Consider the following 14,340-nt stretch of genomic DNA (forward strand, 5'->3'; position numbering starts at 1 on the left):
TCGGATAATTCTAATTTTATATTAGAATGAAAAAGGGGACTTTTAGTCCCCAGTATAATAAAACCTCTGTACTTTCAGTACAGAGTGATTTAGTTTAATTTACACATCCAGCAACATTCAATTACTGAAGTTTGATTATTTGATTTTCATAAAAAAGAGAGGTATGATTTTAAGTGATATTTCTAGGTCCTTTATTAGGTCTTCTCTTAGATTTTTTTCGATTATTACGAATTGGAGCAGCTTTGTTTTCTTCGTTGTTTTTCGATCCTTTTTTGTTCCTAAAATTTCTTTTAGTTTGGTTTCCAGAAGAAGGTTTTTTGTTTTTTGAGCTTGATTTTGAAGTGCTTTCAGGTTGAGAGGGTTCAGTTGGAGTAAGGTCAAAACCTTCTAATTCAGCAATTTTTAATTTTTGTTTTAAGAGCTTTTCAATGTTTTTAACATATTCTAATTCCTCATTTGCAACTAATGAAATAGCTTCACCACTTGCTCCCGCTCTTCCTGTTCTTCCTATTCTGTGTACGTAATCTTCGGGGATATTTGGGAGTTCATAATTAATAACTTGTGGTAACAAAGGGATGTCTAATCCACGTGCAGCAATATCTGTAGCTACTAACACACGAATGGTATTTTCTTTAAATTCTTTTAATGCTTTTGTTCTAGCACCCTGACTTTTATTACCGTGTATGGCAGCTGAAGAAATATCATTCTTTTGTAATTTTTCTACCAGTCTGTTTGCTCCGTGTTTTGTTCTTGTAAATATAAGTACCTGATTCCAGTTACCATCTGAAATTAGTTGAATAACCATAGCCGCTTTTCTACTTTTAGGCGTACGATATATCTTTTGTGTAACCATTTCGGCAGTGGTATTTTCTGGAGCAGCTTCAACAAGCACAGGGTTTGATAAGATTCCTTTTGCTAATGCTTTTATCTCTTTAGAAAAAGTTGCTGAGAAAAGTAAATTCTGACGCTTTGAAGGTAGTAGTGCGATGATTTTTTTAATATCTCTTACAAATCCCATGTCTAGCATTCTGTCTGCTTCATCAAGAATTAAAATATCAATTCGTTTTAACGACAGAGCTTTTTGATCATGTAAATCTAGTAACCTTCCAGGTGTAGCTACTAAAATGTCTACACCATTCTTAATAGTTGAAATTTGCTTTTTGGGATTTACACCTCCAAATATTACGGCAGATTTAATATTAACGTATTTACTGTAATCTTTAATGTTGTCATAAATCTGAGCTGCTAATTCTCTAGTAGGTGTTAAAATTAATGCTCTTATGGGGCGAAACTTCGGGTTCTTTGTATCTGTAATTATTTGTAATATAGGTAAAGTGAAACCAGCTGTTTTACCAGTACCTGTTTGTGCAGATGCAAGAACATCGTTTCCTTCTAAAATTACTGGGATTGCTTTTTCTTGTATTGGGGATGGGGTTGTATATCCTTTTTCTTCTACTGCTTTTAAAAGCTCTTTCTTTAACCCTAATGATTCAAATGTCATAAATATATGTATAGAAATAAATTAAGTCTTATTTCTGAATAAAGGGCAAAGGTACGGTTATAGTTTTTGTAAAATAGAAAAGCGCCTAAACATTTTAGTTAGACGCTTTTAAAATTTATTAATTGAGTATGTTTATTTCTTCATTGCACCTTTAATAACTCCAATTATAGCCATAAGTACACCTCCTCCAACAGTACCTCCAGCTACAACACCTAATATACCACCTAAGTCTATACCCAACATTCCTAATAATCGTGTACCAAGTGCACCTCCTAGAATTCCAACAATAGAATTCCATAAAGTACCCATAGAGAATTTTTTTAATAATGCTCCAGCTATGTTTCCCCCCAAGGCTCCAGCAAGTAAGCTAATGATTAAGTCCATAGTTTTTTGATTTAAAATTTGTTAATTAGCTAATAAATTAACAAAAAATTAACGAATAACACAAGCATTAAGATCCAAGATGATAAAGAGGATCACCTAAGTTTACAACAGGAAAATTGTTTTTTGCTATAATATATCCATCTTTAGGAGACTTAACAGAAAATTTAGTTTCTCCATAGGTGTCCATAATAAACCCCAATATTTCACATTTTTTCACAGAAGTTCCATTTTCAACTTTAGATGTAAAGATGCCTGCAACTTTTGCTCTAACCCAACTTCTCTTTTCAATAATAATTGAAGTAGTATTATTAGAGATTTCTACGGAATCTCGTATCATTTTAAAATGTTTAAGAATTCTAAGGGTTCCGTTAATTCCTTCTTGAATGGCATGTTCATCTAATCGTAGCGATTCTCCTCCTTCATAAACTATTACAGGAATGTTATGCTTAAAACATTCGTTACGGAAGGATTTAGCAATAATTTTAGAGCCAAATTCAAAAGGTGCATTAAAAATTGATGCCAATTCTTTTCCTCTAGCATCTTGTGGAGTATATCGTATTTGAGGATAATTGCTACGTTGTGCTCCACCAGTATGGTAATCGATGGCAAAATCTACGTTCTTAGTAATTTCCTTCATTAAATAATAGGCAAGTCTACTTGCTAAAGAACCAGTTCTAGACCCAGGAAAGCTTCGGTTTACATCTTTACCATGTAATTCTCTTGAAAAATTTAAAAACCCGAAAATGTTTAACAAAGGAACAACAATTACACATCCTCTTTGAATTTTGTATGATTTGTCTATTAACATTCTCCTAACCAGTTCTATACTGTTGGTTTCGTCTCCGTGTAAACCTCCTTGAAGCAAGATAGTAGGACCTACTTCTTTTCCATTAAAAACATATACAGGAATTTCGATTAAGGTTCCTGTAGGTAATCTGTCTACTGGAATTTTAATCAATTTAGTTTCTCCTAAACCAATTTTTTCGCCTCTAATTATTACCTCTTCGTTCTTGAACTCTTTGTCGAACATTTTTTCTCTAAATATTTTATAATTCCTTCGGCAACATTAATTCTTGTGTACGCTTCTACACCTTGTAAACCTGGAGTTGAATTAACCTCTATAAGTAACGGGCCTCTTTTTGAGCGAATAAGATCTACACCAGCAATAGGTAAACCTAGATAACTTGCAGCTCTAATAGCCATTGCTTTTTCTTGTTCGGTTAACTCTACTTTAGATCCAGATCCTCCTCTATGAATATTAGATCTAAAATCATCATCTAAGCCTTTTCGTTTCATAGCGGTAATCACTTTATCTCCTGCAACAATTACTCTAATATCCTCACTATTACTTTCACTTATAAACTCCTGAAGCAAAATGCTCATATTCATTCTGTAAAAAGTATCAATAATAGATTTTGCAGATTTCTTGCTTTCTGCGAGCATTACGCCCATACCTTGTGTTCCTTCTTGAAGTTTAATAATTACAGGAGCACCTCCAAGTAATTCTATTTGTTCTTTTATATTTTCTGGATTTACCGAAAACAGAGTATCAGGAATGGGAATTCCTTTCCGATTCATAATTTGAAGTGTTCTTACTTTATTTTGAGCTCTTATTATTCCCAAAGATCTAGCGGCACTTAAAACACCATGCATTTCAAATTCTTTAACAACAGCAGCTCCATGTCTTGTTGCTGAGGCACCAATTCTAGGAATAATTACATCCGGCTCGTCTATAATGTTTTCACCAAAATATATAATTTCTCTTTTTCCTTCGCTAAGTTTTATGGAACATTTCAGGTGATTTATGATGCTAACATCATGACCTCTTTTGACGGCTTCATCATATAAACGTTTTGTAGAATAAACATGTTCACCAACAGAAAGAATAAAAATGTTCATATGACTTTTTTTACAAATCTAACTAAAATATAAAACGGAATGAACATGTTAAAAATAAATATTCATAGATGTCCTCCTGATTATTTTTTATTTTTAAGGTCTTAAACTCAAACCAAATGAAAAAAACACTTTCCTTTTTATTGCTTTTAGGTGCAACAGTTTATGGTCAGCAGAACGCAACTTCTGCGGAAGTTGTAAAAGACGCTTTAGCAAAGAAGCGAACAATGACTAAAAACTCGCTAGTTAAAAATATTCCATTTACAAATATTGGTCCTACAATTATGAGTGGAAGAGTGGTGGATATTGATGTAAATCCAAACAAAACAAATGAGTTTTATGTAGGATATGCTTCAGGAGGTTTGTGGCACACTAACAATAACGGAAATACATTTACTCCAGTTATGGATAATTCCGATACTCAGAATATTGGTGATATTGCGGTTGATTGGAAAACTAACACAATTTGGGTTGGAACAGGAGAAAACAATTCTTCTCGATCTTCTTATGCGGGAATTGGAATTTTGAAATCTACTGATGGAGGAAAGAACTGGGAAAATGTTGGTTTGTTCGATTCTCATCATATTGGTAGATTACTAATTAATCCAAATAACCCGAACGAGGTTGTGATTGGTGTTTTAGGACATTTATACTCGTCAAACACCGAAAGAGGAATTTATAAAACAACCGATGGAGGTAAAACGTGGAAAAGAACATTATTTATTAACGAGGATACTGGAATTATAGACGTGCAACAAGCTCCTAATAATTTCAATGTATTATATGCGGCTTCTTGGGAAAGAGAACGTAAAGCTTGGAACTTTGAAGGAAATGGGAAAAACTCAGCTATTTATAAATCTGAAGATGGAGGGAACACATGGATGAAAATTTCTGAGAATAATGGATTTCCAAATGGAGAAGGAGTTGGAAGAATTGGATTAGCTGTTTTTGATGAAAATACAGTCTATGCATCACATGATAGCCAGTTTAGAAGAAAAGAGGAAAAAGATAAAAAGACAACAACGAATGCCTTAACAAAAGAAGATTTCAAAACAATGTCTGTTGAATCGTTTTTAGCATTGTCTGACAAAAAATTGAATTCATATTTAAAAATGAATGGTTTCCAAGAAAAGTATCGTGCCGAAAATGTAAAACAAATGGTACGAGCTGGTTCTGTAAAACCAATAGATTTAGCTAAATATCTAGAAGATGCAAACTCTTTATTGTTTGATACTCCTGTTATTGGAGCCGAAGTTTTTAAAACTACAAACGGAGGAAAATCTTGGAAAAAAACACACGAAGGATATTTAGATGATTTGTATTATTCATATGGGTATTATTTTGGTGAAATTAGAGTAGACCCACAAGATAAAGATGGAATTTACATCTTAGGAGTACCAATTTTAAAGTCTAAAGATGGTGGTAAAACATTTACATCAATTAGCAGAGAGAATGTACATGCCGATCATCAAGCATTATGGGTAAATTCGAAAGTTCAAGGTCATTTAATTGATGGAAATGATGGTGGTTTGAATGTTTCTTACGATGATGGAAAGAGTTGGTTAAAATTAAACACACCGCCTGTTGGGCAGTTTTATGCAATTCATGCAGACAATCAAAAACAATATAATGTGTATGGTGGCTTACAGGACAACGGAGTTTGGACCGCGATCAATAATGCAAAAATTGACAAGTCTTGGTTGCAATCTGGAAAAAACCCGTATGAATCTATTATGGGTGGAGACGGAATGCAAGTTCAGGTTGATGATAGAAATCCTAATATTGTGTACACCGGTTATCAATTTGGAAATTACTTCAGAATTGACAGAGCATCTGGTAAGCAAACGTATATTCAGCCAAAGCATATTTTAGGAGAAAGTCCTTACCGATTCAATTGGCAAACACCTATTCATTTATCAAATCACAACCAAGATATTTTATACTTAGGGGGAAATAAATTACATCGTTCTTTAAACCAAGGAAATGATTGGGAGACTATTTCTGATGATTTAACTAAAGGAGGGAAAAAAGGAAATGTTGCATACGGAACCTTAACAACAATCAGTGAAAGTCCTTTTCAATTTGGATTAATTTATACAGGTTCTGATGACGGTTTAGTTCATGTAACAAAAAACGGAGGAGGTAGTTGGGAAGTAATTTCAAATTCGTTACCTAAAGATTTATGGGTAACTAGAGTAATTGCTTCTAAACATAAAAAAGAACGAGTTTATGTAACGTTAAACGGATATAGATGGGATGATTTTAATACATATGTATTTGTGTCTAATGATTACGGTAAAACTTGGGAAAACATAGGGAATTCGATTCCTGCTTCTCCAGTAAACGTAATTAAGGAAGATCCAGAAAAAGAAAACTTGTTATATGTTGGAACAGATAATGGTTTGTATGTTTCTTTTGATGGAGGTATCTCTTGGGAAGTTTTCCATAAGAATTTACCAAATGTAGCAGTACATGATGTGGTTATTCAGCCAGAAGCAAAAGAGCTAATTGTTGGTACTCACGGAAGAAGTTTATACAAAGCCAACATACAATCGTTACAAGAATATTCTAAAGAATTTAGCACTAAAGAAAATCATATTTTTACGATTGGAAATATTCGTAAAGGAAGATTTTGGGGTAATTCTTGGAGTAAATGGTTAGAGCCAAACACACCAGAATTAAAAATTCCATTTTATGCAAATAAAAACGGAAATGTTACGATTGATATTTACAACGATGATATCAAAGTAAATGAGTTAACGGTAAATGCAGAGAGAGGATTCAATGAAGCAATGTTTGATGTATCGTTTAATGAAAAAGGATTAAAAGAATTTAAAAAAGCTAAGAAAGAGACGATTATATCTGAAGCTAAAAATGGCGTAACGTATTTACCAAAAGGAAAATATACTGTTAAAATAGGACAAGAAAAGCAAACGTTTGAAATTAAATAATTGAATGGGAATTATTAGAGTTACCGACATTAGATTGTTTACCAATCATGGATGTTTAGATGAAGAGGCTAAAATTGGCTCAGAATATAGAGTAGATATCGAAGTGAAAGCTAATTTAAGTACATCTGCTGAGAGTGATGAATTAATTGATACGGTTGATTATGTTCACTTGAATAAAATAGCAAAAGAGGAAATGGCAGTTCGCTCAAAACTACTCGAACATGTTGCTAAAAGAATGATTGACAGAATTTTTAATGAAATTAGTTTAGTAGAAGAAGCAACGGTAAGTGTCTCAAAACTAAACCCTCCGATTGGTGGAAACGTGGGAGAAGTGACCATAGTTTTGTCAAAAAAACGTAAAAATTAAAAAATACTTGCCGTAACTAAGAAAAGTATTAAATTTGCACACTCACTTAAGGTGTCGTGGCCGAGTGGCTAGGCAGTGGTCTGCAACACCATCTACAGCGGTTCGAATCCGCTCGACACCTCAAAAAAGCTTTTACAATCGGTAAAAGCTTTTTTATTTCCTATTATCAAATTATTAACTTTAAGTTTCGTTAAAATTTCAGATATTTGTTTTCTATGCAAATATATCCAATAGAAACAGGAAACTTTAAACTAGATGGAGGAGCAATGTTCGGTGTAGTTCCAAAGTCTTTATGGGAAAGAACAAATCCAGCAGATTCCAATAACATGATTGAAATGGGGATGCGTTGCATGCTCATTGAATACGGTGATCGATTAACGTTAATTGACACAGGAATTGGAAATAAACAGTCCGATAAATTTTTTGGATATTACTACTTGTATGGAGATTTTTCATTAGATACTTCTCTGGCTAAATATGGTTTTCATCGTGATGATATTACCGATGTGTTTTTAACACATTTACATTTCGATCATTGTGGTGGTGCAATACAATGGAATAAAGATAGAACAGGTTTTGAACCTGCTTTTAAAAATGCCAGGTTTTGGAGTAATAGTAGGCATTGGGATTGGGCGGTTAATCCAAATCCTAGAGAGAAAGCATCGTTTTTAAAAGAAAACATTTTACCAATAGAAGAAAGTGGTCAACTTAACTTTCTGCATTTAAATGCAAAAGACTATGTTGGTTTTGATGTTATTTTTAAAGATGGGCATACAGAAAAACAAATGTTGCCTAAAATAGAATACCAAGGTAAAACCTTAGTGTTTATGGCAGATTTGTTGCCTACTGCGGGTCACATACCATTGCCTTATGTAATGGGATATGATACTAGACCTTTGTTAACACTTAAAGAGAAAGAAGCTTTCTTAACAGAGGCTGCAGATAAAGAATATTTCCTTTTCCTTGAGCATGATGCTTACAATGAAATTATAACAGTAAAACATACAGAAAAAGGAGTACGATTAAAAGAAACTTACAAATTTACAGACATATTTAATTAATAAACATGAAATTAATAAAACCAATTTTATATTCAACTGTGGCAATTGCGTTAGCAAGTTGTTCTACAGCGAATAATGTTGCAAAGAAGGAAGTACCACAAGGGCCAAATGCAGTAATCGACATTCCAGCTAAAAAAGCTGAATTAACTGACGTAGAAGGAAAGAATTGGCAACATTACGATCTTGCTACTGATACTATTCCTGGAATGAGTGTATACAAGGCGTATGAGTTCTTAAAAGGAAAAAAAGGAGTTCAAGTTATTGTTGGTGTTGTTGATAGCGGTACCGATTTAAAACACGAAGATCTTAAAGATGTTGCTTGGGTAAATGAAGACGAAATTCCTGGAAATGGAATTGATGATGATAAAAACGGTTATGTTGATGATATCAACGGATGGAACTTTTTAGGAGACACTTACAAAGAATTGTTAGAGTACCAAAGAATTATGCAAAACCCATCTATTGCTGATGCTGAAACTGCTGCTGAAGTAAAAGAATTCTATAACAAAGAACTTGAAAAGGCTAAAAAAGGAATTCAAAGAATCGAGCAAAACAGCATGGTCTATGGTAAAATGTTAGAAAGTGTTATTGAAGCTGATAAAAAGTTCACTAAACATTTTGGTACAGCTGATTATACGAGTCAAGATGTTTTAGGGATAAAAAATAATGCTGATTTAGAAGCTTCTGTAGCAGTAGCAAAACAAATTTTCGGATTTGGAATGGCATCTCTTTCTGAAGCAAAATCTGAACTTGAAGGAGCTGTTAGCTATTTCAAAGGAAAGTTAGAGTCTGACAAGGCTATGATTTCTGGAGAGCTATTAAAGCAGAACTATCGTAAAGTGATTGGAGATAATCCAGAAGATATTAATGATAGCCCTGGATATGGTAATGGTAATTCAGGACATTCAGCTAAAGATGAGTCTCATGGAACACACGTTTCTGGTATCATTGGTGCTACTAGAGGTAACGAAAAAGGAATGGATGGTGTTGCTAATAATGTAAAAATTATGGCTGTTCGTTCGGTACCAGATGGTGATGAGTACGATAAAGATGTAGCTTTAGGAATTCGTTATGCAGTAGATAACGGAGCGAAAGTAATCAATACAAGTTTTGGTAAAGGATATTCTCCTCATAAAAATTGGGTTTACGATGCTATCAAGTACGCAGCTGAAAAAGATGTATTAATTGTTAATGCAGCTGGAAATTCAAGTGATGATATTGATGTAGATAAAACATTCCCTAATGATGCTCCTGATCAAGTAAATGAAGTTGCAGATAACTTTATTACAATTGGAGCAATGAGTGCTAACTACAATGAGAAATTACCAGCAAGTTTTACAAACTATGGTAAAATTAATGTTGACGTATTTGCTCCTGGTGTTGCAGTATATTCTACTACTCCAGAAGATGAGTATGGTAAAAAAAGTGGAACATCAATGGCTTCTCCTGCAACTGCTGGTGTAGCTGCATTAATCCGTTCTTACTACCCACAGTTATCTGCAAGTCAAGTTAAAAGAATTTTAATGAATTCTGGAACTAAAATTGACTTAAAGGTAATCAAGCCAGGAACGAAAGATGAATTAGTACCGTTTTCTGACTTATCTGTTTCAGGACGTGTTGTAAATGCTTATAACGCATTACGTATGGCAGATAGAATGGTGAATGGAAAATAACGTATGTTGAAAACAATAAAAAAAGAGCATTTAATAATGCTCTTTTTTTTGATTAAATTATAAATAATGAAAAAAGTATTTTTTTTACTAAGTAGTGCTCTTTTATTCGCTTGCGGAAGTGTAGCTCAAAATTCTGGTAACCAAAAGAATTATTGGCAACAAAAAGTAGATTACACTATGGATATTGATATGGATGTAAACACCTATCAATACAAGGGAAAACAAAAACTGGTTTATACTAATAATTCACCAGACGAATTAAACAAGGTATTTTATCATTTGTATTTTAATGCATTTCAACCGAATTCTCAAATGGATGCTCGTTTGCACACAATTGAAGATCCAGACGGTAGAATGGTAACTAAAACAGGAACTTCAGATAATCCTGTTGTTGAAAGTAGAATTGCAAAACTAAGTCCTTCTGAAATTGGTTATATTAAGGTTACTTCACTTACACAAGACGGAGAAAAAGTATCATACGAAACAGTAGGAACTATTTTAGAGGTTACCTTAAACAAACCTATTAAGTCAGGTAAAAAAGTAACTTTTGAAATGGAGTTCGATGCGCAAGTTCCTTTACAAATTAGACGTTCAGGGAGAAATAGTAAAGAAGGTGTTGCTTTGTCAATGACACAATGGTATCCAAAAATGGCAGAGTACGATTTTGAAGGATGGCATACACCACCTTATATCGCTAGAGAGTTTCATGGTGTTTGGGGTAATTTTGATGTTACCTTACACATCGATAAAAACTACGTCGTAGGTGGTACAGGTACTTTACAAAACCCGCAAGAAGTTGGTCACGGGTATGAGAATAAAGATAAGGGGTTAAAACTTCCTAAAGGAAATAAATTAACTTGGAATTTCGTTGGAATAAACATTCACGATTTTACTTGGGCTGCCGACCCAGAGTATCAACATGATACTTTTACAATGGATAATGGAGTAAACCTGCATTTCTTCTATAAAAAAACATTAGAAGAAAAGTATATTGAGAGTTGGAAGAAACTTCAACCAAAAACAGCTGAGTTAATGAAATATTTTAGTGAAAATATTGGTCCTTATCCATACAAACAATACAGTGTTATTCAAGGTGGAGATGGAGGAATGGAATACGCACAATGTACTTTAGTTACGGGTAAGCGTAGCTGGGGAAGCTTATTTGGGGTTACTGCACATGAGTTAGCTCACACATGGTTTCAGTTTTTATTAGCAACTAATGAGAGTAAACACCCATGGATGGATGAAGGTTTTACAACGTATATTTCTAACAAAGCAGAAGATACTATTTTAGAGAAAGGAAGTCAAAATCCACATGCAGGTTCTTACAGAAATTACGCTTATTTAGCTAAATCTGGTAAGGAAAAACCATTATCAACACATGCTGATAGGTATGAAACTAATTTAGCTTATGGTATTGGTAGTTATAGCAAAGGAAATATATTTTTAAGCCAGTTAGAATATATTATTGGCTCAGATAATGTAGCTAAAACATTAAAAAAGTATTATAACGATTTTGCTTTTAAACATCCAACGCCAAATGACATTAAAAGAAGTGCAGAAAAAGTATCTGGGATTCATTTAGACTGGTATTTGAATGAATGGACTCAAACAACACACTTTATTGATTACGGTGTTAAACAAGTTAAGGATAAAGAAATTACTTTAGAAAGAATAGGAGCAATACCAATGCCAATTGATCTTGAAGTTGAATATACTGATGGCTCAAAAGAATCTTTTTATATTCCTTTAGAAATTATGAGAGGAGCAAAATCAACAACTGCTAAGTTGCTTAAAGATTGGGGATGGGCTTATCCAACATATACATTTACGGCTAATAAACCAGTAAAATCTGTGCAAATAGATACTAGTGGATTAATGGCAGATGTAAACCCATTAAACAATACTTTTTCTATAGAATAGTAGTTTTTATAACTAATAGAAAAAGCAGTGAAAACAACTCGTTTTTCACTGCTTTTTTCTTTATAAATAATTACTTTTGTGGGTAAATTAAAAGTGAACATGTCAGAAGAAAAAAAATCACTAAACTTCATAGAGCAAATTATTGAAGAAGATTTAGCAAATGGAATGAAAAATGAAAATTTACGTTTTCGTTTTCCGCCAGAACCTAATGGATATCTTCATATTGGTCATACTAAAGCTATTGGAATTAGCTTTGGTTTAGGAGAAAAATATAATGCTCCAGTAAATTTACGTTTCGATGATACAAACCCAGCAAAAGAAGAGCAAGAGTATGTAGATGCTATTAAAAAAGATGTTGCTTGGTTAGGATATCAATGGGAAAACGAGTGTTATTCTTCTGATTATTTTCAACAATTATATGATTGGGCTGTACAACTTATTAAAGATGGAAAAGCATATGTAGATAGCCAATCTTCCGAGGCTATGGCTGAACAAAAAGGAACTCCAACCGAACCTGGTGTTGCGAGTCCGTTTAGAGATAGAAGCGTTGAAGAAAACCTTGATTTGTTCACTCGAATGAAAGAAGGAGAGTTTGACGAAGGAGCACATGTGTTACGTGCTAAAATAGATATGACTTCGCCAAACATGTTATTACGTGATCCAATCATGTACCGAATTTTGAAAAAAGCTCATCATAGAACAGGAAATGATTGGGTTATTTATCCTATGTACGACTGGACACATGGTGAGAGTGATTATATCGAACAAATTTCTCATTCGTTATGTTCTTTAGAGTTTAAACCACACCGTGATTTATACAATTGGTTTAGAGATAACGTATATGAATACAGTAAAAATGAGTATCCTTTAATGCCAAAGCAAAGAGAGTTTTCTCGTTTAAACTTGAGTTATACCATCATGAGTAAACGAAAACTTTTAAAGTTGGTAGAAGAAGGTATTGTTTCAGGTTGGGACGATCCAAGAATGCCTACTATTTCTGGCTTAAGAAGAAGAGGATATACTCCAGCATCTATCAGAAGCTTTGTTGAAACCGTTGGTGTTTCGAAAAGAGAGAATGTTATTGATGTAGCGTTATTAGAGTTTAAAATACGTGAAGATTTAAATAAAACAGCCAATAGAGTTATGGCAGTTTTGGATCCTGTTAAATTAGTAATTACCAATTATCCAGAAGGTGAAGAAGAATGGTTAATTGCTGAAAATAATCCTGAAATGGATGCAGGTACTCGAGAAGTTCCTTTTTCACGAGAATTATACATCGAAAGAGACGATTTTAAAGAAGAAGCGAACAAAAAGTACTTTAGGTTAAGTTTAGGAAAAGAAGTTCGTTTGAAGAACGCATACATTATTAAAGGAGAGAGTTGTGTAAAGGATGCTGATGGAAACATCACTGAAATTCATTGTACTTATGATCCTTTAAGTAAATCTGGCAGCGGAACCGAAGAAAGTAAGCGAAAAGTTAAAGGTACATTACATTGGGTTTCTAAAATGCATGCTGTTGAAGCAGAGGTTAGAATATACGATCGATTATTTTCTGATGAAGCTCCAGATTCTCACAAGGATCAAGATTTTATGGAGTTTTTAAACCCTAATTCTTTGGAAAAAATTGTAGCACATGTTGAACCGAGTTTAACTAGTTCTAAGATTGGAGATCGTTTCCAGTTCCAGCGATTAGGATATTTTAATGTTGATGATGATAGTACAAGTGAAAAACTAGTTTTTAACAAAACAGTTGGTTTAAGAGATACATGGGCTAAAGTGAACAAGTGATTATTACTGGGTTTTCTTTAGTCTTCATCTATGATGTTGATTTTTAAACAATAAAAATGTTAAAATTTTATTTTTTTATACTATCTTAGTATTCCCAATATTATTATTGACCAGAACTTTAAATCCCCTCATTATGAAAAAAGTTACTTGGTTGCTCTTTAGTTTGTTTATGATTAATTCGGCTTTTAGCCAGAGTGACAACGACCATACTGTTAAAATTAAAAAGAACAATAATTCTTCAAAGAATATTGAAGTAGAAATTGTATACAAAAAGAAAACAGAGGTTAAGCCAACTACAATTAAAGAAGAAAATTCTACTACAGACAAAACACGATTCTTAATCAAAAGAAAAGATAAGAGCGTTGAAAAAAGTGAAACTCCGGTAGAAAAAGAGGTAACAAAAAATACAACTGATTTTAATTCAATTTTCACCTTTGATAAGGTAGATAGAGCACCAATTTTTACATCTTGTAAAGTTAACGGAATTACATCTTCAATTAAATGTTTTAAATCAGGTATTACTCAATTTATTAAAGAAAACTTTGAGTATCCAGAAGAGGCAATTGAAGACGGAACTACTGGAAAAGTAACCATTAAATTTACCATAAATAAAGAAGGTAAAGTAGTTGATGTAGTTGCTACCGATGAAAACGACGTTGAAACACTTACTCAGTATAGTGTTGAGTTACTGTCTAAGTTACCTAAACTTGAGGCAGGAGTAAAAGAAGGTAAGCCAGTTGCTACCTCTTATGAATTTCAATTAGATTTTTCTCTTTAACTAAATTAATTTAATGAT

11 protein-coding genes and 1 tRNA gene are annotated in these 14,340 nt (G+C 33.2%); 8 read left to right on the plus strand and 4 right to left on the minus strand.

Annotated features, from left to right (window positions below; translation table 11 throughout):
- Window positions 1–169: 169 nt before the first annotated feature.
- From EV195_RS11555 to EV195_RS11570, 4 genes are all read right to left on the minus strand, one after another.
- Complete coding sequence (locus EV195_RS11555; protein ID WP_132795117.1) at window positions 170–1,501, minus strand: DEAD/DEAH box helicase; 1,332 nt, start codon at window positions 1,499–1,501, stop codon at window positions 170–172.
- 132 nt (window positions 1,502–1,633) lie between these two features.
- Entirely contained in the window at window positions 1,634–1,885 is a 252-nt protein-coding gene (locus tag EV195_RS11560) for a hypothetical protein (RefSeq protein WP_132795118.1), read from the minus strand.
- Between the two features lie 67 nt (window positions 1,886–1,952).
- On the minus strand, window positions 1,953–2,915 hold the full coding sequence (locus EV195_RS11565; RefSeq protein ID WP_132795119.1) for a succinylglutamate desuccinylase/aspartoacylase family protein: 963 nt from the start codon (window positions 2,913–2,915) through the stop codon (window positions 1,953–1,955).
- Window positions 2,882–3,784, minus strand: coding sequence for a RimK family alpha-L-glutamate ligase (locus tag EV195_RS11570; protein ID WP_132795120.1), 903 nt, complete (start codon window positions 3,782–3,784; stop codon window positions 2,882–2,884). Before EV195_RS11570 ends, EV195_RS11565 begins: the two co-directional genes overlap by 34 nt.
- A 116-nt stretch (window positions 3,785–3,900) precedes the next feature.
- Here EV195_RS11570 and EV195_RS11575 point away from each other — a divergent pair, with 116 nt between their 5' ends.
- The 8 genes from EV195_RS11575 (at window position 3,901) to EV195_RS11610 (ending at window position 14,322) form a co-directional block, all read left to right on the plus strand.
- A complete protein-coding gene (locus EV195_RS11575; RefSeq protein ID WP_132795121.1) occupies window positions 3,901–6,732 on the plus strand; it encodes a VPS10 domain-containing protein in 2,832 nt (943 codons plus the stop codon).
- Between the two features lie 4 nt (window positions 6,733–6,736).
- Window positions 6,737–7,099 (plus strand): dihydroneopterin aldolase, encoded by a 363-nt coding sequence (gene folB, locus EV195_RS11580; protein WP_132795122.1) that lies wholly within the window; start codon window positions 6,737–6,739, stop codon window positions 7,097–7,099.
- A 50-nt stretch (window positions 7,100–7,149) separates the two neighbouring features.
- Window positions 7,150–7,220: transfer RNA gene (locus tag EV195_RS11585), tRNA-Cys, on the plus strand.
- A 94-nt stretch (window positions 7,221–7,314) separates the two neighbouring features.
- Window positions 7,315–8,160 carry an MBL fold metallo-hydrolase gene (locus EV195_RS11590; protein WP_132795123.1) on the plus strand — a complete coding sequence of 282 codons (846 nt, stop codon included), beginning with the start codon at window positions 7,315–7,317 and terminating at the stop codon, window positions 8,158–8,160.
- A 5-nt stretch (window positions 8,161–8,165) separates the two neighbouring features.
- Window positions 8,166–9,833: a S8 family peptidase gene (locus tag EV195_RS11595; protein ID WP_132795124.1), complete on the plus strand. Its 1,668-nt coding sequence runs from the start codon at window positions 8,166–8,168 to the stop codon at window positions 9,831–9,833.
- 66 nt (window positions 9,834–9,899) lie between these two features.
- Entirely contained in the window at window positions 9,900–11,756 is a 1,857-nt protein-coding gene (locus tag EV195_RS11600; RefSeq protein WP_132795125.1) for a M1 family metallopeptidase, read from the plus strand.
- A gap of 99 nt (window positions 11,757–11,855) precedes the next feature.
- A complete protein-coding gene (locus EV195_RS11605) occupies window positions 11,856–13,544 on the plus strand; it encodes a glutamine--tRNA ligase/YqeY domain fusion protein (protein ID WP_132795126.1) in 1,689 nt (562 codons plus the stop codon).
- Window positions 13,545–13,677: 133 nt separating this feature from the next.
- Window positions 13,678–14,322, plus strand: a complete 645-nt coding sequence (locus tag EV195_RS11610) for an energy transducer TonB (protein ID WP_132795127.1) — start codon at window positions 13,678–13,680, stop codon at window positions 14,320–14,322.
- The last annotated feature ends 18 nt before the right edge of the window (window positions 14,323–14,340 follow it).

Origin of the sequence: Tenacibaculum skagerrakense, assembly GCF_004345825.1 — a bacterium.
In the GTDB taxonomy this organism is placed as follows: Bacteria; Bacteroidota; Bacteroidia; order Flavobacteriales; family Flavobacteriaceae; genus Polaribacter; species Polaribacter skagerrakensis.

Bases quoted from the DNA above. Each gene is read 5' to 3' on its own strand.
- EV195_RS11575 (WP_132795121.1), top strand. From the start codon at position 3,901: ATGAAAAAAACACTTTCCTTTTTATTGCTTTTAGGTGCAACAGTTTAT.
- EV195_RS11595 (WP_132795124.1), top strand. From the start codon at position 8,166: ATGAAATTAATAAAACCAATTTTATATTCAACTGTGGCAATTGCGTTA.
- EV195_RS11555 (WP_132795117.1), bottom strand. From the start codon at position 1,501: ATGACATTTGAATCATTAGGGTTAAAGAAAGAGCTTTTAAAAGCAGTA.
- folB (WP_132795122.1), top strand. From the start codon at position 6,737: ATGGGAATTATTAGAGTTACCGACATTAGATTGTTTACCAATCATGGA.
- EV195_RS11560 (WP_132795118.1), bottom strand. From the start codon at position 1,885: ATGGACTTAATCATTAGCTTACTTGCTGGAGCCTTGGGGGGAAACATA.
- EV195_RS11570 (WP_132795120.1), bottom strand. From the start codon at position 3,784: ATGAACATTTTTATTCTTTCTGTTGGTGAACATGTTTATTCTACAAAA.
- EV195_RS11565 (WP_132795119.1), bottom strand. From the start codon at position 2,915: ATGTTCGACAAAGAGTTCAAGAACGAAGAGGTAATAATTAGAGGCGAA.
- EV195_RS11610 (WP_132795127.1), top strand. From the start codon at position 13,678: ATGAAAAAAGTTACTTGGTTGCTCTTTAGTTTGTTTATGATTAATTCG.
- EV195_RS11590 (WP_132795123.1), top strand. From the start codon at position 7,315: ATGCAAATATATCCAATAGAAACAGGAAACTTTAAACTAGATGGAGGA.
- EV195_RS11600 (WP_132795125.1), top strand. From the start codon at position 9,900: ATGAAAAAAGTATTTTTTTTACTAAGTAGTGCTCTTTTATTCGCTTGC.
- EV195_RS11605 (WP_132795126.1), top strand. From the start codon at position 11,856: ATGTCAGAAGAAAAAAAATCACTAAACTTCATAGAGCAAATTATTGAA.